The organism is Novosphingobium sp. TK71 (genome assembly GCF_055361505.1).
The window spans coordinates 265,929-286,800 of sequence record NZ_CM143962.1 but is presented as its reverse complement, the minus strand read 5'-3'; the positions used below and the strand labels follow the sequence as shown (position 1 = coordinate 286,800).

Annotated in this window: 14 protein-coding genes; 7 read left to right on the top strand and 7 right to left on the bottom strand. The window is 65.3% G+C overall.

The window, feature by feature from the left end; genetic code table 11:
- Nucleotides 1–84 precede the first annotated feature (84 nt).
- Nucleotides 85–1,305 carry an argininosuccinate synthase gene (locus ACXJ16_RS01195; protein ID WP_185996906.1) on the top strand — a complete coding sequence of 407 codons (1,221 nt, stop codon included), beginning with the start codon at nucleotides 85–87 and terminating at the stop codon, nucleotides 1,303–1,305.
- Between the two features lie 204 nt (nucleotides 1,306–1,509).
- Nucleotides 1,510–1,974, top strand: coding sequence for a septal ring lytic transglycosylase RlpA family protein (locus tag ACXJ16_RS01190; RefSeq protein ID WP_463921046.1), 465 nt, complete (start codon nucleotides 1,510–1,512; stop codon nucleotides 1,972–1,974).
- A 103-nt stretch (nucleotides 1,975–2,077) separates the two neighbouring features.
- On the opposite strand, the gene ACXJ16_RS01185 is transcribed toward ACXJ16_RS01190, so the two are convergent.
- Nucleotides 2,078–2,845 (bottom strand): hypothetical protein, encoded by a 768-nt coding sequence (locus tag ACXJ16_RS01185; RefSeq protein WP_463921045.1) that lies wholly within the window; start codon nucleotides 2,843–2,845, stop codon nucleotides 2,078–2,080.
- A 772-nt stretch (nucleotides 2,846–3,617) separates the two neighbouring features.
- On the opposite strand from ACXJ16_RS01185, the gene ACXJ16_RS01180 reads away from it, so the two are divergent.
- Nucleotides 3,618–5,969 carry an arylsulfatase gene (locus ACXJ16_RS01180; protein WP_054436869.1) on the top strand — a complete coding sequence of 784 codons (2,352 nt, stop codon included), beginning with the start codon at nucleotides 3,618–3,620 and terminating at the stop codon, nucleotides 5,967–5,969.
- Nucleotides 5,970–6,239: 270 nt separating this feature from the next.
- On the opposite strand, the gene uvrA is transcribed toward ACXJ16_RS01180, so the two are convergent.
- The gene (gene uvrA / locus ACXJ16_RS01175; protein ID WP_185996904.1) at nucleotides 6,240–9,140 is read right to left on the bottom strand and encodes an excinuclease ABC subunit UvrA; all 2,901 of its coding nucleotides are present in this window, start codon (nucleotides 9,138–9,140) and stop codon (nucleotides 6,240–6,242) included.
- 489 nt (nucleotides 9,141–9,629) lie between these two features.
- Between uvrA and ACXJ16_RS01170 the strand changes: the two genes are divergently transcribed.
- Entirely contained in the window at nucleotides 9,630–10,031 is a 402-nt protein-coding gene (locus ACXJ16_RS01170; RefSeq protein WP_185996903.1) for a UrcA family protein, read from the top strand.
- A gap of 201 nt (nucleotides 10,032–10,232) precedes the next feature.
- A complete protein-coding gene (locus ACXJ16_RS01165) occupies nucleotides 10,233–10,628 on the top strand; it encodes a hypothetical protein (RefSeq protein ID WP_185996902.1) in 396 nt (131 codons plus the stop codon).
- Between the two features lie 49 nt (nucleotides 10,629–10,677).
- Here the strand turns inward: ACXJ16_RS01165 and ACXJ16_RS01160 are convergent, their stop codons facing one another.
- The gene (locus ACXJ16_RS01160; RefSeq protein WP_443477929.1) at nucleotides 10,678–11,703 is read right to left on the bottom strand and encodes an N-acetylmuramidase domain-containing protein; all 1,026 of its coding nucleotides are present in this window, start codon (nucleotides 11,701–11,703) and stop codon (nucleotides 10,678–10,680) included.
- Nucleotides 11,704–11,902: 199 nt separating this feature from the next.
- On the opposite strand from ACXJ16_RS01160, the gene ACXJ16_RS01155 reads away from it, so the two are divergent.
- Nucleotides 11,903–13,591, top strand: coding sequence for a M28 family metallopeptidase (locus ACXJ16_RS01155; RefSeq protein ID WP_463921043.1), 1,689 nt, complete (start codon nucleotides 11,903–11,905; stop codon nucleotides 13,589–13,591).
- 3 nt (nucleotides 13,592–13,594) lie between these two features.
- On the opposite strand, the gene ACXJ16_RS01150 is transcribed toward ACXJ16_RS01155, so the two are convergent.
- Nucleotides 13,595–15,100: an ABC1 kinase family protein gene (locus tag ACXJ16_RS01150; RefSeq protein ID WP_463921041.1), complete on the bottom strand. Its 1,506-nt coding sequence runs from the start codon at nucleotides 15,098–15,100 to the stop codon at nucleotides 13,595–13,597.
- A gap of 117 nt (nucleotides 15,101–15,217) precedes the next feature.
- Here ACXJ16_RS01150 and ACXJ16_RS01145 point away from each other — a divergent pair, with 117 nt between their 5' ends.
- Nucleotides 15,218–15,802 carry a septal ring lytic transglycosylase RlpA family protein gene (locus ACXJ16_RS01145; protein ID WP_185996899.1) on the top strand — a complete coding sequence of 195 codons (585 nt, stop codon included), beginning with the start codon at nucleotides 15,218–15,220 and terminating at the stop codon, nucleotides 15,800–15,802.
- Between the two features lie 30 nt (nucleotides 15,803–15,832).
- Here the strand turns inward: ACXJ16_RS01145 and ACXJ16_RS01140 are convergent, their stop codons facing one another.
- The 3 genes from ACXJ16_RS01140 to ACXJ16_RS01130 form a co-directional block, all read right to left on the bottom strand.
- Nucleotides 15,833–18,430, bottom strand: coding sequence for a transferrin-binding protein-like solute binding protein (locus ACXJ16_RS01140; protein ID WP_463921039.1), 2,598 nt, complete (start codon nucleotides 18,428–18,430; stop codon nucleotides 15,833–15,835).
- Between the two features lie 74 nt (nucleotides 18,431–18,504).
- A complete protein-coding gene (locus tag ACXJ16_RS01135) occupies nucleotides 18,505–19,437 on the bottom strand; it encodes a transferrin-binding protein-like solute binding protein (RefSeq protein WP_463921038.1) in 933 nt (310 codons plus the stop codon).
- 11 nt (nucleotides 19,438–19,448) lie between these two features.
- Nucleotides 19,449–20,780, bottom strand: a complete 1,332-nt coding sequence (locus tag ACXJ16_RS01130) for a surface lipoprotein assembly modifier (RefSeq protein ID WP_185996896.1) — start codon at nucleotides 20,778–20,780, stop codon at nucleotides 19,449–19,451.
- Between the last annotated feature and the right edge of the window lie 92 nt (nucleotides 20,781–20,872).

The following is a 20,872-nucleotide window of genomic DNA, read 5'->3' as shown; positions in this document are numbered from 1 at the left end:
CACCTTTCCTTCATTGCGCAGCGGGGCGCGTGCTGATAGGCGCGCCCCCGAATCTCAATGCCCTTTCCTGCGGAGCCTGCGCCCATGTCCGACAGCATCAAGAAGGTCGTCCTCGCCTACTCCGGCGGCCTCGACACCAGCGTCATCCTCAAGTGGCTTCAGGTCACGTACAACTGCGAAGTCGTGACCTTCACGGCCGACCTCGGCCAGGGTGAGGAACTCGAACCCGCGCGCGCCAAGGCCAAGCTGATGGGCCTGCCGGACGAGAACATCTATATCGACGACCTGCGCGAGGAATTCGTGCGCGACTTCGTCTTCCCGATGATGCGTGCCAATGCCCGCTACGAAGGCGACTATCTCCTCGGCACGTCGATCGCCCGCCCGCTGATCTCCAAGCGCCTGATCGAGATCGCGCACGAAACCGGCGCCGACGCCGTCGCGCATGGCGCCACCGGCAAGGGCAACGACCAGGTCCGCTTCGAACTCTCGGCCTATGCCCTCGATCCGAATATCAAGGTCATCGCGCCCTGGCGCGAATGGGACCTGACCAGCCGCACCGCGCTCATCGCATGGGCAGAGCAGCACCAGATCCCCGTCCCCAAGGACAAGCGCGGCGAAAGCCCGTTCTCGACCGACGCCAACCTCCTCCACACCTCGTCCGAAGGCAAGGTTCTGGAAGATCCGTGGGAAGAAACCCCGGACTACGTCTACTCGCGCACCGTCAACCCGGAAGACGCGCCGGACGCACCGGAATACATCACCGTCGACTTCGAGAAGGGTGACGGCGTCGCGCTCAACGGCGTGGCGATGAGCCCCGCCTCGCTACTCACCGCGCTCAACGAACTGGGTCGCAAGCACGGCATCGGCCGCCTCGATCTGGTTGAGAACCGCTTCGTCGGCATGAAGTCGCGCGGCATGTACGAGACGCCGGGCGGCGAGATCTACGCTCGCGCCCATCGCGGCATCGAACAGATCACGCTCGACCGCGGCGCCGCGCACCTCAAGGACGAGCTCATGCCGAAGTATGCAGAGCTGATCTACAACGGCTTCTGGTTCGCGCCGGAGCGTGAGATGCTGCAGGCCGCGATCGATCACTCGCAGGCGCGCGTGAACGGCACCGTCCGCCTGAAGCTCTACAAGGGCAATGCCTCGGTCGTCGGCCGCAAGTCGGCGGACTCGCTCTACTCCGAACGCCACGTCACGTTCGAGGATGATGCCGGCGCCTACGACCAGAAGGACGCGGCCGGCTTCATCAAGCTGAACGCCCTGCGACTCCGCCTGCTCGCCCAGCGCGACGCGAAGTAACAGGCAGCGGATTCGGCCCTCCGAATCCTTTCAACGTCTTAACGACATCCGGCGGCCCGTTGCCAAAGTGCGACGGGCCGCTTTTGCATGGGTCCACAGCGCGACGAACTGCCTGTAGGACTCCTCGCCATGACGGGGAAGCACAACCAACCGCATAAAGCCCGCCGGATTGCCCGGATCGGCTTTGCTCTAGCCACCGCTGCCATGCTGGTAGCGCCGGCCTCCTCGGCGATCGCCGAGTCGAAGCTGGCGCCCGCAAAGGCCGCTGCCGAGGCACCCGCACCTGCCGCGATCGTCGCCGCACCCGCAGCCACCACGCCCGTCGCCGCCCTGCCGCAATCGCTTGAGCAGGACTTCGAGGCTATCAAGGGCGGCACCGCCAGCTTCTATGGCCACTCGCTCCGGGGAGCCCGCACCGCCAGCGGCGAGCGCTTCAACCCGGACGACCTCACCGCCGCCCATCCCTCGCTGCCCTTCGGCACGAAGCTGCGCGTCACCAACGCGCTCACTGGCGATTCCGTCATGGTCCGCATCAACGACCGCGGGCCGTTCCACTCCAACCGCGTGATCGACCTTTCCGAGGCCGCCGCGAAGGAAATCGGCATCGCCCGCATGGGCTCAGGCAAAGTCGAACTGGCCGTCTTTTCCGACGACGCCAACGACGAGTAATCCGCGAAAATCCCTGAAGCAGGACCATAAACGGGACCAGAAACAGGGAAGGCCGACGCGGTAACGGAGGGGGTGGGGGAAGCACCACGCCGACCTTCACCCATCATAACATCGCACCCCGCATCGGGTTCCCGGCGCCGCTCAGGTTGACACGCTTTACACTGTCCCGAGCAGGAAAAGCCGCCCCCGACCGACTTGAACTCCATCGGCGGCACACCCTCCCCTCCCCGCCCAGCACCGCATCGACCGCACCTTCCGCGCGGCGACGCCAGCCATCCCACTCACCCGCCGCCGCCTCGCGCCAGAGCGCCACGCGCGGATCGGGCTCGTCCTCCGGCCCCGCCTCGCCCGCCGCCACAGCCTGCTCCCACGCCGCATCGGCCTCGTCCTGGAGCATGACGCCCGCCCGGTCGGCATAGACCTCCCGCGACGGCGGCAGGACCGGCTCCGGCCGCCCGGCCCGCACCGGCGCCACCTCGAACAGCTCCGCCGGCGCCTCGCCCGCAACCACCGCCAGCACTTCGTCGAACCGCTCCGCCAGGTCGCCGCCCCGCTCTCCCGAGCCCGCCGCATCCGCCTCCACCAACCGGTCGAGGCGCCCCAGATGCGCCAGCAGCAGCCGCGCGTCGTAACGCCGCCGCACCGCCACCTGCTCGCCGTGATAGAACACCGGCTCCTCCACCCCATCGAGCGCCCGCGTCGCCAGCACGTCCTCGACATGCCGCCGCGCCAGCACCAGCGCCGCATCCCACCCCCGCGCGAACACCCGGTCCCGCCGCCGCAACAGATAGGCCGACTGCCGCGACATCCCCACCGCCGCAGCCGCCGCCCGCACATCCCCCTTGCCGGAGAGCCGGTCGAGAAAACGCACCTTCCGCGCAGGAGACCACCCCTGCTCCCCCTCCCGAGGGAGAGGAATACCATCACCGCTCACAGCGAGCCCCAAGCTTGCCGAAGCGCGGAAGGAAGGATCGTGGACGGCCACGGGCGAGACATCCGGTGCCAGGGAAAAAGAAAGCGAAGTGCGAGGGCCATCGCCCTCGCGCTCCCCGCCCCTTTCCGCCGCGCCCCGCCGCCCCGGAGCGCCCTCCCCGAGAGCCTCGTCCGGCCAGGCGTCGCAAGCCGAAGCGCCACCTTCTTCGTCGTCCCGGCGAAAGCCGGGATCGCCCTCAGCCGAGCGCCCACCCCGCCCGCGCGGAAAGGACTCCCCCGGCAACCCGATATCCCGAGAGCCCGGAATCCACCCCCGCCCGGCAGCGGTGGGATACGAAGAGTTTGAATGGTCGGACATGGTTCACCCCCAAGACTGGAGCCAAAGCCCCGGCGCAGCCGCGCCGGGGTGAACCGGATCATTTATCGCATGTGGGGAGGTGTAGGAAAACGAAGCATCGAAGACTCGGACGGGTTAACGACTGCAAGGGGCCGACTCCTGCCCGACTAGTTACGGATTGAAACGTCAGATAGCTGCCATTGCAAAGGCGGGGCTCGCGCATCGGTTTGAGCCGTTGAGCGAGCCAATTTGTCACTGCTGGTGCGCTGCCGCTCTCAGGTCTTTCAACTCGCGCCGCTGGGGACAACCCCGATACCAGCGAGGGTCAACCACGTCATAATGCGGCTTTCTTCGAAAGGATTGGAGCAGCCCCATGCCCGAGATCGATCGCAGCCGCCTTCCGCTTCCCCGGCCGCCGTTCACCGGCAGAGTCGGCAAAACCTACCAGGATTCGGAAAGCCAATGGCCGGAATTGCCCCAGCCGCCCAAGGGTGCGCCCAATGTCGTTCTCATATTGCTGGACGACGTCGGCTTCGGCCAGGCGAGCACGTTCGGCGGGCCGGTGCCGACGCCGGTTTTGGACAAGTTGGCGGGGAGCGGGCTGCGCTACACGCGGTTTCACACTACGGCGATCTGCGGTCCATCGCGCGCGGCGCTGATTACCGGGCGCAATCACCACAATTGCGGCACCGGGTTCCTGTCGGAATGGGCGACCGGCTTCCCCAGCTACAATAATATGATCCCGCAATCGACCTCTACGGTGGGGCGCATTCTGAAAGAAAACGGCTACGCGACCAGCTGGTTCGGCAAGAATCACAATACGCCTGACTGGGAGAGCAGTGTCGCCGGTCCGTTCGACCGCTGGCCCACCGGCATGGGTTTCGACTATTTCTATGGCTTCATTGCCGGGGAAACCCACCAGTACTACCCGGTCCTCTTCGAGAACACCGTCGCCGTGGAGCCCGACAAGTCGCCGGAGGAAGGCTACCATTTTCAGACCGACATGACCGACCGCGCGATCAACTGGATCCGCTATTCGAAGTCGGTCGCGCCCGATAAGCCCTATTTCTGCTACTTCGCGCCGGGCGCGGCCCATGCGCCGCATCATGCTCCGGCCGAGTGGCGAGACAAGTTCAAGGGCCAGTTCGACAAAGGCTGGGAAAAGGTCCGTGAAGAAACCTATCAGCGGCAACTCGCTGCCGGCATCATCCCACCGGACACCGAACTCACGGCGAAGCCGGACTGGGTGCAAAACTGGGACAGCCTGTCGGGCGATGAGAAGAAGCTGTTCGCGCGGTTCATGGAGAACTTTGCTGGCTATCTCTCTTTCGCCGACCACGAGTGTGGCCGCCTGATCGACGCCGTGCACGGACTGCCGGACGCGGACAATACGATCATCATCTATATCGTCGGCGATAACGGCGCGAGTTCCGAAGGCGGCATGACCGGGACCGTCAACGAGGTGATGAACCTCAACGGCATCCCCTCGTCGATCGAGGACAATCTGGCCGCTTATGACGAGATCGGTGGCCCGAATACCGAGCCGCACTATCCGCTGGGCTGGGCCTGGAGCGGCAACGCTCCGTTCCAATGGGTGAAGCAGGTCGCCTCCCACTTCGGCGGATCGCGCAATCCGATGGTGATTTCATGGCCGGACAAGATCAAGGACAAGGGCGGGCTGCGGCCGCAGTTCTGCCATCTGATCGATATCGTGCCGACCCTGCTGGACGCCGCAGGCATTCCCGCGCCGGATTACGTCAACGGCGTCGAACAGAAGCCGATGGACGGCGTTTCCATCCAGTCGACATTCGCAGGCGCCGATGCCCATGCCGTTCGCGAACGCCAGTACTTCGAGGTTTTCTCCAACCGGGCGATCTACGACAAGGGCTGGATCGCCTGCGCGCAGCACACATTCCCGTGGCGGCAGGACTTCGCGCCGGGCCACTGGGAAAACGATGTCTGGGAACTCTACAACATCGACGAGGACTTCAGCGAGGCCAAGAACCTGGCCGCCACGCACCCGGAGAAGGTGGAGGAACTGAAGCGGATCTTCGATGAGGAAGCAGAGAAATACAACGTCTACCCGCTCGACGACCGCGGGTCCGGCCGCCTCGCAGAGCCGAAGCCATCACCGGGCGGCGCGGATCCAAACCGCACCGACTTCACCTATTACGAGGGCGCCGCGCGCCTGCCGGAAACGGCTGCGCCCAATACCAAGAACCGGTCGCACTCGATCAAGGTGGTGGTCGACAACGATTCGGGCAAAGCCGAGGGCGTCCTGCTTGCGGCAGGCGGCGGGTCGGCTGGCTATGCCATCTACATTCTCGATGGCAAGCCGGTGTACCACTACAACTTCTTCGAGAAGGACCGGCTGAACGTCGTGTCGAGCAAGCCGCTTCCCAAGGGCACGTCGACCATCGAAGTCGCCTTCGCTTATGACGGCGGCGGGCTGGGCAAGGGCGGCGAGGCGGTTCTGCTGCTGGATGGTGAGGAAGTAGCCCGGGGCCGCATCGAACAGACGGTCGCGGGCCGGTTCGGGATCGACACCTTCGGAGTTGGGGCGGATAGCGGATCGCCGGTATCGGACGCCTACAAGCCGCCCTTCGCTTTCAAGGGCGGCAAGATCGAGCGGGTGGACATCAAGCTGGCCGCCCGCAATCTCAGCCAGAGCGAGGAAGACGAATTGCACGAACGCTATCTGGCGTTCGCCCAGCATATTGAGTGAGCTTTCCGGGGACGCGCAAAGACACCCATTCCGGCACCGGGCGAACCATGCCGATCGCCCGGTGCACCCGGCCACGGACCGGATCGTCGGCAACATCTGGCGTCCGAGAACGGCAGCTATTAGGGAAATCGACTGGACGGCCCGAGGCGGTAATGGGCGCAAAGCCACCGCCAAACTTGCTGAACTTGATCGGCAAGTCGACTTTCGAACAACTCAAGATGATCTGGAACGACAGCGCCGCGCCAAGCAATCCCCGGCGCGGCGGATCGATCACTTGGCCAGCAGCGGCTTCAGATAGTGCCCGGTGAAGGACTTCTTCACCTTCACGATATCCTCCGGCGTACCTTCGGCGATCACCTCGCCGCCGCGCACGCCGCCTTCGGGGCCCATGTCGATGATCCAGTCGGCGGTCTTGATGACATCGAGGTTGTGTTCGATCACCACAACCGAATTGCCCTGCTCGACAAGGCGGTGGAGCACTTCGAGCAGTTTGCGCACGTCCTCGAAGTGGAGGCCGGTGGTGGGCTCGTCGAGGATGTAGAGCGTCTGGCCGGTGGAGCGGCGGGCCAGTTCCTTGGCGAGCTTGACGCGCTGCGCCTCGCCGCCGGACAGCGTGGTCGCCTGCTGGCCGACCTTGACGTAGCCGAGGCCCACCTCGTTCAGCATGTGCATCTTGTCGCGGATCGGCGGCACGGCCTTGAAGAACTCCTCCGCGTCCTCGATCGTCATGTCGAGCACGTCGGCGATGGAGTGGCCCTTGAACTTCACTTCCAGCGTTTCGCGGTTGTAGCGCTTGCCGTGGCATTCCTCGCACGTGACGTAGACGTCGGGCAGGAAGTGCATCTCGATCTTGATGAGGCCGTCGCCCTGGCATGCCTCGCACCGGCCGCCCTTGACGTTGAAGCTGAAGCGCCCGGCCTTGTAGCCGCGTGCTTCCGATTCCGGGAGGCCCGCGAACCAGTCGCGGATCTGGGTGAAGGCCCCGGTGTAGGTGGCGGGGTTGGAGCGCGGGGTGCGGCCGATGGGGGACTGGTCGATCTCGATCACCTTGTCGCAGTGTTCGAGCCCGGTGATCCGGTCATGCGCGCCCGCCACCACGCGCGCCCCGTTGAGCTGGCGCGAGGCGCCGGCCTGCAGGGTGTCGATGGTGAGCGAGCTTTTGCCCGAGCCGGAAACGCCGGTGACGCAGCAGAAGGTGCCGAGCGGGAAGGCCGCCGTCACGTTCCTGAGGTTGTTGGCGCGGGCGTTCTCGACCACGATCTGCTTGCCGTTGCCCTTGCGGCGGGTGGTCGGCACCTCGATCTTGCGGGTGCCGTTGAGGTAGGCGGCGGTAAGGCTGTTCTTGGCTTTCAGCACTTGCTTGAGCGTGCCTTCGGCCACGATCTCGCCGCCATGGACACCGGCGCCGGGGCCAAGGTCAACAATATGGTCGGCGGTGCGGATCGCGTCCTCGTCATGTTCGACGACGATCACGGTGTTGCCAAGGTCGCGCAGGCGCTTGAGCGTTTCCAGCAGCATGTCGTTGTCGCGCTGGTGGAGGCCGATCGAGGGTTCGTCGAGCACGTAGAGCACGCCCGACAGGCCCGAGCCGATCTGGCTGGCAAGGCGGATGCGCTGGCTCTCGCCGCCTGACAGGGTGCCGCTGGTGCGGTCGAGGTTGAGGTAATCGAGCCCGACGTTGTTGAGGAAGCCGAGGCGCTCGTTGATTTCCTTGAGTATGGCCTTGGCGATCTGCTGCTGCTGGCTGGTCAGCTTGCCCTCAAGCTCCCCGAACCACGCGAAGCCATCCGCCACCGAAAGGCGCGCGGCATCGGCGATGTCGCTGCCGGCGATCTTCACCGAAAGCGCCTCGGGCTTCAGGCGCTTGCCATCGCAGGTCTCGCAGGGCTGCGCGGTCTGGAACTTGGACAGTTCCTCGCGCATCCAGGCAGAGTCGGTCTGGATCATGCGGCGGTTGAGGTTGCCGATCACGCCCTCGAACGGCTTGTTGACCGTGTATTCCTTCTTGCCGTCCTTGAACGTCAGCGGCACGGCCTTGCCCGCGGTGCCGTAGAGGATGACGATCTTCACCTCGGGCGAAAGCGCGTCCCACGGCGTGGTGAGGTCGAAACCGAAGTGCTCGGCCAGGCTGGAGAGCACCTGCATGTAATAGGGCGAAGGCGGGTTCGACTTGGCCCAGGGCACCACGGCGCCCTGCTTGAGGCTGAGATGCTCGTTCGGGACCACCAGTTGCGGGTCGAACAGCAGCTTCTCTCCCAACCCGTCGCAGGCCGGGCAGGCGCCTTGCGGGGCGTTGAACGAGAACAGGCGCGGCTCGATCTCCTCGATGGTGAAGCCGCTGACCGGGCAGGCGAACTTTTCCGAGAAGACGATGCGGTTCGGCGGCAGGCCGGTTCCCTTGAGGGTCTTCTTCGCACCCTTCCCCTCTTCCTCACGGCCGGGAACGACGCCGTCGGCGAGGTCGATATAGGCCAGCCCTTCGGCCAGCTTCAGCGCCTGTTCGAAGCTGTCTGCAAGGCGGGTCTGGATGCCGTCCTTCACCGCGATACGGTCCACCACGACCTCGATGTCGTGCTTGTACTTCTTGTCGAGCGCGGGGGCGTCCTCGATGGCATAGAGTTCGCCGTCGATGCGGACGCGGGTGTAGCCCGCCTTCTGCCACTCGGCCAGTTCCTTGCGGTATTCGCCCTTGCGGCCGCGGACCACCGGCGCCAGCAGATAAGCGCGGGTGCCTTCGGGCAGTTCCATCACCCGATCGACCATGTTGGACACGGTCTGCGCCTCGATCGGCAGGCCCGTGGCCGGCGAATAGGGAATGCCCACGCGCGCCCAGAGCAGGCGCATGTAGTCCCAGATCTCCGTCACCGTCGCCACCGTGGAGCGCGGGTTGCGGCTGGTGGTCTTCTGCTCGATCGAGATCGCGGGGCTGAGGCCGTCGATATGCTCGACGTCCGGCTTCTGCATCATCTCCAGGAACTGGCGCGCATAGGCCGAGAGACTCTCGACATAGCGGCGCTGCCCTTCGGCATAGATCGTGTCGAACGCGAGGCTCGATTTCCCCGAGCCCGACAGCCCGGTGATGACGATCAGCTTCTCGCGCGGAAGCTCGATGTCGAAGCCCTTGAGGTTATGCTCGCGCGCACCGCGCACCGTGATGTGGGAGAGACTCATGGAGGTGACGTGTTCCAGATTTGTTCGCAAAGCGCAAGCAGCCGCGCCGCTCTCCGATCGCCTCGCCGAAATGCCAGGCCGCGATGTGGGGACGCCCTGCGCGATTGCAACGCCGGGCGCGGCAGGGCCTGTCATGTCGCCCGTCGATCCGCAAATGCCGTTCGACGACAGAGACCGCGTTATGACTTGAAAGCGACATGGTTCTGCGCAATAGCAGGATCGCCCGATAAAAGTACCGACTCACCTTTTGCGATATGGCAATTTACTCATACAAGTAAATTTACGCGCATATCTTGAACGCCGGGGTGATAATCGCGGGGCCTTTTAAAGTATAGACATATTTATACTTAGGTCGACACCCTCCCCACAGCCTGTGGCTGTTTGGGAACGACTTTCCACATCCATTGAGGTCGCCAGCAGTTCGCTGCCCCGTAGATCCGCGAAGGTCTGCGTGCGGGGGCTGCACTCTCGAGCAACAGGAGAATGCAGATGACCAGGATTCACACGAAAATCGTCACCACCGCCATGTTCGCCATGGCCTCGTTCGCGCTTGTCACCCCCGTCCTTGCGGACGTGGTGGTCAAGGAAGTCCGCAACTCGAACCTGCCAACCCGCGAGGTCCGCTACGGGGACCTCGATCTCACCACCGCCAGCGGTCAGGATTCGCTGACGCGGCGCCTCACCGTCGCGGTACGCCAGGTGTGCGGCGGCGCGGACATGCGCGACCTGCCGGCATATTCCGACATGATGCGGTGCCGCGACGATTCCTCGGAAAGGGCCTTCACACAGCGTGATGCCCTGTTCGCCGAACGGATCGCCGCGCGCGGCCAGCCCGACCGGATCGCGACCAATACCCGCGCGATTTCGATCGTTGCCGTAAGGAGCCATTGAGCCGTCCAGGGATCGGGATTCCGCCGGCCGGAGAAATCCGGCCGGCGGCTTCTTGCCCGCAAATTCGCCCACGCCGCCTAACGGCGCGGCTCACGCCTGAACCGCTCCGTCGCGCCGGGCAACGGCTCGTCGCATAGCCGTTTGCATCCGCCCCATCGCCCCGCCAGAGCGCGGGAAAGCCAGCGAGGGATGGAGATTACGATGAGGGGAGCGCGCGCTCTGATTGCGTTCGGCACACTCGTGCTGGCGGCGGGACCGGCTCTGGCCGACGACCCTCACGACCGGATGAGCGCTGAGGATATCGCCCGCGATCGCGCGATCATTCGCAAGCTCAACAATGACCAGTTGCAGTACGTCCGCAAGCGCGACGCGCAATATGCTGCCGGATGGAAGGATTACGACCGCGCCCGGGGCGGCAACGACTATGCCGACGAGGACGCGAACGGGGACGCGGAGGACGCGCCGCGCGGCAGCAGCTATTCGCGCCAATCCCGCGAATACGACAGGGCCCGCCGCGATTACGAGGCTGACCTTGCCCGCTGGCGCCGCGATGTCGCCGCCTGCCGCGCGGGCGACTATTCCCGCTGCGAGCGCTGAGACAGATCTTTCCTCCAGGCGGCACGGCAAGCTCCCGGACAATGGCCGTTCACGGCAGCAGCGCCGCCCATGTGGCGGCGCCGACGACGCCGTCCGCCTTGAGTGCTTTCGACTTCTGGAAATCCATCACGGCCTGCGCCGTCATCGAGCCGAAAGCGCCATCGGCGGGGAGCTTCAGCAGCTTCTGCAGGAAGGCGACATCCTCGCCCTTGTCGCCGAAGCGCAGCGGCTGGCGTGAAAGCGCGGCATCGACGGAGGGGCTGGCAGCGGCTGACGGCGCAGAGGAAGGCGCCTGAAGCGCAAGCCAGGTCTGCGCACCGACGATCCCGTCCGCATAGAGACCCTTGCCCTTCTGGAACGCAATCACCTTCGTCTTGGTGGCCGGGCCGAAATCGCCGTCCATCGGCAATCCCAGCAATTGCTGGAGATGCAGCACGGGCTGGCCCTTGTCTCCCAGCTTCAGCACCGGCGTGGGATTGGCGGTGCGCGCGCCGCCCGCCATGAAGCTCTCGTAAGCCCGGCGCATCTTGTTGTGATAGTCGTTCGCCGCGTAGTCCGGCCCGTTGTAGCCGCGTGCGAAGCCTGCCCAGTCCAGCCGGATCAGTTCGTCGTCCAGCCGGTTCTTGCGGATGAACCCGACGAAGGCATCAAGCTGCCCCGCTTCTCCATCGACCATCGCCTTCACGAACGCCTCGACGTCGGCATAGCCGGATGAAGCGTAATTGAAGCCCATGATCTGGAACCGGCCCCAGCTTGCCGACTGGAGCGCGGCCTTGCGGTCCAGCGCGATGGCCTGCCTGAGGCGTGGATACTCCCCTGCCCCGCCGACATAGCCGCCGCGCTTGGGCCAGGAGATATCGGAGTGGGCCGCGGTGTAATTGCCCTTCGTCAGTTTGTGGAAGATGTGCCGTTCGAACAGTATCTTGGGCCGTCCATCCGCAAGGAAACCGCCGCCTGCGCTTTCCACTTGCGATACAGCCCGGATGGCGGCAACCGAACAACCGATCTTCTTGGCGGCCGCTTCGTAATCCGCCGCAGACAAGGGCGCGGAATTCCCTTTGAATTCATCAGCCATGACCGTTTCCCCTCAAGTCATCATGAAATAGACTCGCGGCCCTGACATTTTTATTTGACGTATAATTACGCCGCCCCCGGTAGACCCACAATAACCATCAAGACGTAAGTATAACTACGATGATGGAGAATGGCGGCCCGCGCGCGCCGCCGGGCGCCGGGGCTTGCCTCCCCGGCCCCGCCTCCTAAAAGCGCTGGGCATGAACACCACCGTCACGCCCCGCTCCGCCCGCCGCCTCGCCCTCCCGCTGGTCGCGGCCCTCCTTGCCGCCACGGCCCACCCCGCTCTCGCCAGGGACGCGATCGATCCCGAGCGGATGGTGGCCGATGTGAAGACGCTGGCCTCGGACACGTTCGAAGGCCGCGCGCCCGGCACCGTGGGAGAGGAACGGACCATCGGCTACCTCATCGCCCGCTTCCAGGATATCGGCCTCCAGCCCGCCGGTCCGGACGGCCAGTGGGTGCAGAAGGTGCCGCTACTGCACACCCGGCTCGAAACGCCGGCGACACTGGCCTTCTCCAGCCCCAGGGGCGCCATGCCGGTGACCGTGGCCAAGGACATCTACATCTCGACCGTGCGCCCCGATGACACCGCCCGCATCGCCGGCGCCCCCGTGGTCTTCGTCGGCTACGGCGTGAACGCGCCGGAACGCGGCTGGGACGATTTCAAGGGCATGGACCTCAAGGGCAAGGTCGTGGTCTTCCTCATCAACGACCCCGACTTCCACGCCGGAAAGGGTGAGCCTGCCGCCGGAAAGTTCGGCGACCGGACGATGACCTACTATGGCCGCTGGACCTACAAGTTCGAGGAAGCCGCGCGGCAGGGCGCGGTAGCGGCGCTGATCGTCCACGAGACGGAAGGCGCGGGCTATGGCTGGAACGTCGTCACCAGTCCGGGCGGCGAAAACTACGACATCGTGCGCTCGCCCGACAAGCTGACCAGCCTCGCCTTGCAGGGCTGGCTCTCGGCCGATGCGGCAACGCGGCTGTTCTCCTCTGCCGGGCTGGACCTGACCAAGCTCTCCGCCGCCGCGCGCCGTCCGGATTTCCGGCCGGTGACGCTCAAGGGCGTCAGCTTCGACGCCGAAGTGCCGGTGAACCACGAGGAAGTCATGAGCCACAACGTGCTGGCGCAGATCCCCGGCACCGCGCGCAAGGACGAAGTGGTGATGTTCGGCGCCCACTGGGACGCCTACGGCAAGGGCGCGCCCGATGCGCAGGGCCGCATCTACCGCGCCGGCGCCAATGACGACGGCATCGGCATTGCCGGCATCCTCGACATCGCCCGCGTCATGAAGAGCGAACCGGCGCCGCAGCGCACGGTGGTCTTCGCGGCGTGGACCGCCGAGGAGCGCGGGCTGCTCGGTTCGGAATTCTATGCCGCCAACCCGGTGTTCCCGATGGAGAAGACCGTCGCCAACCTCACCATCGACGTGCTCCAGACCGCGGGCGCCGCTAACGACGTGACGGTGATCGGCAAGGGCCAGGACACGCTGGAGGACGACATGGCGCGCGTCGCCGCCACCCAGGGCCGCCGCGTGACGGTAGAGAGCCTGCCCGAGCGCGGGCTGTTCTACCGCGCGGACCACTTCTCCTTCGCCAAGCGCGGCGTGCCGGTAATGCTGATGATGGGCCTTGCCGGAGCGGCCGACCTGAAGGACGGCGGCGTCAAGGCCGGGCAGGCCTGGATCGATGCCTATACCGGCCAGTGCTACCACCAGGCCTGCGACGCCTGGTCGCCCGACTGGAAGATGGAAGGCGCGGTGCAGGACGTGGAACTGGTCCGCGAGATCGGCCGCGACCTCGCCAATTCGGCGAAGTGGCCGCAGTGGAAACCCGGCTCCGAGTTCAAGGGCCTGCGCGACAAGTCGGACGCGGTGCGCAAGTAACCGTCAGGTCCAGTGGACCAGCAGGTCGGCGAGCGCATGGAACACCACCGCACCGCCGATCAGCCACCCGGCCAGTTTCACCGCCCGCGCCGTGCCATTGTCAGGCGCGGGCGGTGACGGCGCCTCCATCCGCGCCGAGGCCGCGCGCAGGAATCGCGGCGCTTCCCCGGCAATGCGCGAAAGCTCCAGCAGCGCCGCCTCCACCTTGTCCGGCGCGGCGAGGCCGGAAATCCGCGAGGCGACGAGCCGGCCGCGCATCCCCTCCAGCGCCTCGGACAAGTCGAACCCGGGCGCGATTCCGGCCAGTACGCCGTCCATCGTCACCATCGCCTTGAAGATCAGCACGAGGTCCGGCGGCAGAACCAGCCCCTCCTGCCGCAGCAGCGGGAAGAAATCCGCCACCATCGCGTTCAGCACCAGCGCCCCGCTGCCGTGCCGGGCAACCAGGCGTTCGGAGGCACGCAGCAGCTTCTCCCGCGAAATCTCCCCGTTTTCCGACCATATCGCCAGCATGTCCGCCACGCCGCCGGGATCGCCGCTGCGCAGGGCGAGGATGAAGGTCAGGAACTCGTGCTGGCGGCGCGGACTGACCACCCCCACCGAGCCGAGATCGAGCAAGGCCAGCCGATCTCCGGGAAGGCACAACAGGTTGCCGGGATGCGGGTCGGCGTGGAAGCGCCCGCCGATCAGCACCATCTCCAGCACCAGTTCGGCCCCCAGCGCGGCAATGCGCGAGGGATCGATCCCGGCCGCTCTCAAGACCTCGGGATCGCGCGGAGGAATGCCCGCGATATAATCCATGACCAGCACTTGCTCGCCGGTCCATTCCCAATGGATGCGCGGCACCTCGACACGGTCGAGCGCGGCAAGGTCCGCGCGGAGCAGGTCGGCGTTGCGCCCTTCGCCGGTGAAATCCAGCTCGTCGAGGATTTCGCGCCCCAGTTGCTCGATCATCGCCGTGGGCCGCATCCGCCGCACCTGCCCGCTGCGCGCCTCCGCCATGGCCGCCAGATGGCGCATGAGCCTGAGGTCCGCCTCCATCCGCGCGCGAATGCCCGGGCGGCGGATCTTCACCACCACTTCGGTGCCATCCTTCAGCACCGCCCGGTGGACCTGTGCGATCGAGGCTGCCGCCAGCGGCTCGGTATCGAACAGGGCGAACGCGGTTTCCGGCGGCTCGCCCAGCGCGGCCTCCACTTCACCGCGCAGCGCCTCGAACGGCAGGCGCGGCGCATCGCTCTGGAGTTGCTCGAAGGCCGCGATCCATGCATCCGGCAGCAGATCGCGCCGGGTCGCGAGAATCTGGCCGAGCTTCACGTAAGTCGGCCCCAGCGCCTCCAGCGCGCGGCGCGTGCGCGTCGGCAGGTCGCGCGGCTCATGGCCCGCATCGTCCCCTTCGCCGAGGCCCAGCCGCACCGCCAGCGCCTCAAGACCGAACCGGACGATCACCGCCGACACTTCGGCCATCCGCGCCCGGTCCCGCGCCGCCACGGCTATCGACTTGAACATGCGTCACTCCTTCAGCGGTGGACAACCGGGCTGACGGGGCTCCGGTTCCGGCGGCATGCCCTGCTCCGGGGTCGGACGGAGTGGACAGCCCCGAGTGCACAAAGCTAGGGATGGCGCATGAGCGGCAGTTTAACGGGGGCGCTCAAGCCCTTATTCGCAGTAGCCCTGATGTCCACGCTGGCAGCCTGCGGCGGCGGCACGAAGTTCCGCCCGGTCAGCGACGTGCCGGTACGCGTCGGCCCGCCCTACAAGGTGCGCGGCACGACCTACACGCCCGCCACCCAGCCCGGTTACGACGTGCTCGGCTATGCGACATGGTACGGCAGCGAATCCGGCAACAAAGTGGCCAATGGCGAACGCTTCCGCCCCAGGTGGATCACGGCCGCCCATAAGACCCTGCCCCTGCCCAGCTACGTCGAGGTCACCTCGCTCGACACCGGCCGCCGCATCGTGGTGCGCGTGAACGACCGCGGCCCCTTCGGCGAGAGCGCCCGCGTCATCGACCTTTCCCGAGGCGCGGCGGAAGAACTGGGCATCCGGAACAAGGGCAAGGCCGCCGTGCGCGTGCGCGTGGTGGAGCCCCCCGAAAAGGACCGCGCCGCCTTGCGCAAGGGCAAGGCGGCGCAGGAACTGCCCCCGGTCAGCCCGGCGACGCTGGCGAACCTGCAATCGCAGTTCGAGCGCGGTGTGGGAACGCGGTGAACCGGGAGGGCAGAAAGCTCGCAACCGGTATCAGCGACCCGCCGCGACGAAGGCACCTCTGACCGTGCCACCTCCCACACTGGGCGAAAAGTACTCGAAATTGAAGTTGCCTCCGACTTCGTTGGCATTCGGCCCGAAGAACATGCCGTTGAGGGTTCCTTCAAGCCCGCCACCACGGGTGGCGGAAAAGCCACCTACGCGCTGCGCGTCGGCGGTCACGTCCCCGATAGTGCCGGCGAAGCTCGTAGTCCCGAAACTCAGATCGCGTCCATTGGCGAGATTGGTGCCGCTGAGGGCGAGTTGACCGGATATCTTGCCCGTTCCGAAATTTGCGGAGAGAGATGACGTCCCGGAAACGTCGTACATGTCGATCCTGATATCATTGTTGTAGATGACCGCGCTGCCATGTGCGACGCCCGTATAGCTCGCCGTTCCAGTGGTCGGCATGAGGCCTTTGGGCGTGGCCTGACCATAGGCGATATAGCCCATGTTATAGTTTCCGGCGCCCGATTGTGTCACGCCTCCCGCCAGCACGTACTTCGCGAAGCCAGAATAGGTGAGAGCGATCCTACCGCCCTTCCCATCGAAAATATAGCGATCCACCGCAGCATAGCTGGAGAAGCCTCCGCTGCTCACCGCCCCGGATCGATAAACCGTACGCTCGGCATTGGATGTCGCGCTGTCGACATCGGAGCTTTGCATGGCGGCGTATGTGCCGCTGCCCGAATTGCGGGTCACCCGGATCGCTCCGACAGGCGAGCCGGACGACAGTTCCACAGCGTAATCGGTGGTCGTCGCACCCGCGAAATTATCAGAATAGTCATTGTTTATAGTAACCCTATATGCCACCTCGGCGCCGATCCCATGTAACAGCGTAGTGCCTGTAATGTTGGCCAGGCCCGTGGGGGGAGAAATGGCAGGGTCGGTGCTGCCGATCAGATATCCGTTCGCCTTTCCGCCGGTCGTGCTCGAAAGCAGAAACGTACCACCGATCTGATCGCCTGCGTCACCGTAGAACCGCGCATCGAGATTGCCGGTATAATCTTTCGTACCATCGAGAGAAAGTGTGCCCGCAATCGCGTTCGTCGTGCTGGATATCGTAGCGCTGGTCGTCCAGGTCCCGTTGTCTGTGCCGCTGTAAACTGATCCCGCCGGCACGATCATGCTGGCCGGACTGAACAGACTGAGTTGATAATCGCCCGAACCGGATAGCGTGCCCGTTCCAAGGTTGGCTGCAAGACGTCCGGTTCCATCCAGTGTCTGCAATTGCTGTCCCGTTTCCAGCACGGCACCACCGATCCTGGCATTGTAATGTCCGGTTCCGGTTCGCGGAACAGCCGAGGAGGCCGTCTCGTCACCGTAGACATAGGCATCGAGGATCGTCGACGGCCCGGTCCGGTCATATTGCAGCCCCGCGACCACGGCAGCCTCTTGCCCCATCCCCAAGAAGGCTGTCGTCTCGTCGTAAGTCGCCTCAACGTCGCGGCGCTGCAACGGGGCAAGGACCTGTCCGGACGACCGGTAAAACAGTCCGCCGCGGCCCCATGCCGCATACTTCGCGAACAACCCGCTGGCCTGCCCCGTCGAAACGAGCTTTCCGTTGCCATCAAGCGAAAGCGAGACACTCTGCCCGCGCACGCGGAAGAAAGTGGCGTTTTCAGGATTTAAGATGCTACCGTGCTGGTTGAGCGGATAGTCGTTTCGGCCACCCCAGACCACACCGACCGTTGCTTCATCGGCATAGGCGCTGGAAAAGGTAGCACCCACCTCCGCCGCTCCTGGTCCGTAGAACGATCCCTGAAACGTACTTGTGCCAGTTTCGTAGTTCGTGGTGGTCCCGAGAATGCCGGCAAAGCCGTTGGTCCCGGACTTCATCATCGCATTGGCAATGAGAATGCTGCCATAGCCGGTCAGCCCCGTCTCGCTTTCCGTCATGGAGAAAGGCACGTTGGCGTGGATGGCCCCCGTCGCGAAATCGGCGTCGAGCCGACCGCTGCCTGCGAGAGTGTGGATATTGATGTTGGACGCCGAAACGCCCAGCAACTTGACGTCATAACTAGCCGCACCAGTGCGCGGCATATCCGCGGCCGCTGTCTTCACACCATAAGCAAAAGCATCAAAACGCCCATCAACGCTCGACTTGCCTTCGGTCACCCGCTGCCAGAACCCGGCGCCGACATAGCGCGTCTGGCCGGCTCCGCTCCCTGTCTTGGACAGCGTCAGGAAGTCGGTCGTCGACTTGGCTGTCAGTTTGTAGGTGGTGACGGCCGCATTCGACTGGGCAGGATCGATATCAGCCTGCCGGAATGCTTGGCTGACCGAGCCATCGGTCAGGGTGTAACTCTGGTTCGCGGCATTGTAGGCGATCGTCAGCGCCGTCTTCCCGGCGCTATGGGTCGCGGAGCCCGTCTTGGTCGAGACTGAAATCTTGCCAAGGATCGCGTCGTTCGTGAAGTTCTCCGAGACCAGCGGCCCGATGAGATCGTCGTTCTTTGCCGTGGGAGTGGGAGTGGGTGTAGGCGTCGGCGTGCTGTTGACGTCGCCGCCACCACCGCAGGCCGCAAGCAACAGACTGAGCGCCGTAAGCGAGGTCATGGTCGCCAACTTGGCGACGGGTACGGTCTTCATGAACAATCCCCCTGTTCAGAATGCCAAGGCAAGCCACCCACGTCTTGCCTCGGCGAGAATACAAGCCTGTGCTTTCAGTTCTTCCGGCCGACGACCGCGCCCGAGCCGTTGCCTATCTCCGGGTTGCCGAGGCCCTGGCGCAGCGTGAACGCTCCGCCCATTTCCGTCGCACCCGGTCCGTAGAAGAACCCGTGCAGGTCCGCGGAATAAGCCGCGTTCAAATCCGAGGATGCCTCGAACTCGTTGCCTTTGTAGAACTGGTTGGGCGTCTTGATGATGCCATCGAGCTGCAGATTGCCGAAGACCTTGGTGCGCCCGTCGACCACGTGCTGGCCTGTCGGGCTCATCTCGAAGCGGACGGTTCCGGCTGCGAAATTCGCCGCGAAGCTGCTGGCGCCGGACAGCACATAGGCACCGGTTCCATCGGCGTACTGGCCGTCGATCCTGGTCTGATACGTCGCCGAGCCGGACTTCGGCATGTCGGAGGGGCTGGTCGTCACGCCGTAAGTGAAGAATGCCGTGCTCACGTCGAGATCGGTGCCCTTGTCGACGATCTTCTGCCAGGCGCCGTAGCTGGCGTAAGTGAGCGCCATGTCGGGATTGCCCGCGCCCGGCCTGAACAGGACGAAGTCTTCCTGCGTATTGCCGGCAATCTTGCGATAACCCGTCGTCGCGGCCGTATCGCCGAGCTTGTCGGCCGGGCGGAAGATCGTGGTGCCCATCGTCGTGCCGACGAGGGTGTAGGACTGGCTCGCGGCATCGTAACGCACCTCGGTCGGCGCCTGGACCGAACTCTTTCCGCTGGCGGCCCCGGTCGCGCGGGACAGCGAATAGTTCGCCTGCGCGTAGTAGGCCGTGAAGTCCTGGCTGACGCGCAGCTCCGCGAGAGTGGCATTCCCCTGGCCCGTGGGCGGCTTGGGGAGCGAGGCGACATCCTCTCCCCCGCCGCCGCATGCCGCGAGCAGGACGCTGATCGACGTGACGAATATCGGATGCGAAAGCTTCATGTCCTTATCCCTCAGAATGCCGAAGTGACGCCGAATTCCGCGGCAACGCGGCGGTAGTCGTAGATTTCGATGGAGGAGCGGTTGCGCTCCCATTTGAGGCGCACGAGCGGTGCGAAGCTGCCGAGGTGCAGCGCGCGCAAGGTGGCGGCGATGCTGGCGCTGTAGCGGTTTTCCCGGCGCCGCTCGGGGTAGAGGAACAGGCGCTCGTCCGCCTCCAGATGGCTGTAGGCCATGGTGCCGACCAGGGTGGTTCGGCCCATTTCGCGGAACAGGTAGACCGAGGCGCCCCCGCTCGCGAGGGAATAGCCGGGATCGCGCGCGGCCTCGCGGAAGCCGTAGACCTGCAGGCCGCCGCCGAACCGGGCGCTGAAGGCACGGTCGAGGCTGGCGGAAAGCGTGAAATCATCGGCGGTCTGGAGCGCATTGCGCTTGTTGTCGACATGGGAAATCCCGCCGTCGAGGCGGATCTGGCTGCGCTTACCCGTCGGGCGCTGCCAGCTTACGTTGCCGCCGATCGTCATGCTGTAGGGATCACGGCCGTACCAGCGCCACGAAGGGCCGAACGAGAAGGTGAGCTGGTTGCCGCCCCATGCATATTGCGGGCCGGCCTGCACCCCCACGGTCACGTCGTTGAAGTCCGGCTCGCGGTAGAGCGTGGCGCTGGTCGAGGCGCGCACCAGCAGGTCGGCTCCGGGCTGGATGCCGAGGCGGAAGTAGCCCTGCCCCTGAAGGTTGAGGCCCACGCCCGATTTCGCCTGCGCCTCGTCGTCCAGCGTGAAGTCACCGATCACGGTGCCCAGCGTGTCGGAACGGGTGGCGCGATTGATGTTGCTGTCCGGCGCGAGCGCGAACTCCACCGAACCGCCGAACGGCTTCCGGGCGTTGAGCGCACGGGTATAGAAGCGCACGAGCTGTTCCACCGAGGTCGGCAGTCCCGCCGCCTGGGCCGCGCGCAGTTCCTTGCGGGCGGCGCCGAAATTGCCGAGCGAGGCCTGCATCCGGGCCAGCTCCAGCCGGACACGCGCCGCGCCGGGCTTGTCGTCAAGGATGCGGCGGAATTCGAGCGCGGCGTCGGCATAGCGCTTGAGATCGTCGCCCAGCATCAGGCCAAGACGGAAACGCGCCTCTGTCCGCACTTCGAGATCCCGGTCCTGCGACAGGGCCCGATAAGCCGTCTCCGCAGTCGCGAAGTCACCTTCCGCGCGGGCCTGCTCGGCCAGTGCGAAAACCTGCGCGGCCGAAAGGCCCGCATGCGTGGCAGGTTGCGCCGCAGGCCACTGCGCGCCGGTTGCCCCCTGGCCCGCCGCGTCCTGCGCGCTTACGCCGGTGGCAAGGCCCGCCAAGACCGCTGCCGCCAGCCAATGCTGAATCGGAATGTCACACCCCCGTTTGGCGGTGTGTTAGTACTCCGATCAAATACTTGTCCAGATGCAAC

Excerpts from the sequence above, each read along its gene's own strand:
- ACXJ16_RS01195 (WP_185996906.1), top strand. The coding sequence starts at position 85 with ATGTCCGACAGCATCAAGAAGGTCGTCCTCGCCTACTCCGGCGGCCTC.
- ACXJ16_RS01190 (WP_463921046.1), top strand. The coding sequence starts at position 1,510 with ATGCTGGTAGCGCCGGCCTCCTCGGCGATCGCCGAGTCGAAGCTGGCG.
- ACXJ16_RS01180 (WP_054436869.1), top strand. The coding sequence starts at position 3,618 with ATGCCCGAGATCGATCGCAGCCGCCTTCCGCTTCCCCGGCCGCCGTTC.
- uvrA (WP_185996904.1), bottom strand. The coding sequence starts at position 9,140 with ATGAGTCTCTCCCACATCACGGTGCGCGGTGCGCGCGAGCATAACCTC.
- ACXJ16_RS01170 (WP_185996903.1), top strand. The coding sequence starts at position 9,630 with ATGACCAGGATTCACACGAAAATCGTCACCACCGCCATGTTCGCCATG.
- ACXJ16_RS01165 (WP_185996902.1), top strand. The coding sequence starts at position 10,233 with ATGAGGGGAGCGCGCGCTCTGATTGCGTTCGGCACACTCGTGCTGGCG.
- ACXJ16_RS01160 (WP_443477929.1), bottom strand. The coding sequence starts at position 11,703 with ATGGCTGATGAATTCAAAGGGAATTCCGCGCCCTTGTCTGCGGCGGAT.
- ACXJ16_RS01155 (WP_463921043.1), top strand. The coding sequence starts at position 11,903 with ATGAACACCACCGTCACGCCCCGCTCCGCCCGCCGCCTCGCCCTCCCG.
- ACXJ16_RS01150 (WP_463921041.1), bottom strand. The coding sequence starts at position 15,100 with ATGTTCAAGTCGATAGCCGTGGCGGCGCGGGACCGGGCGCGGATGGCC.
- ACXJ16_RS01145 (WP_185996899.1), top strand. The coding sequence starts at position 15,218 with ATGAGCGGCAGTTTAACGGGGGCGCTCAAGCCCTTATTCGCAGTAGCC.
- ACXJ16_RS01140 (WP_463921039.1), bottom strand. The coding sequence starts at position 18,430 with ATGAAGACCGTACCCGTCGCCAAGTTGGCGACCATGACCTCGCTTACG.
- ACXJ16_RS01135 (WP_463921038.1), bottom strand. The coding sequence starts at position 19,437 with ATGAAGCTTTCGCATCCGATATTCGTCACGTCGATCAGCGTCCTGCTC.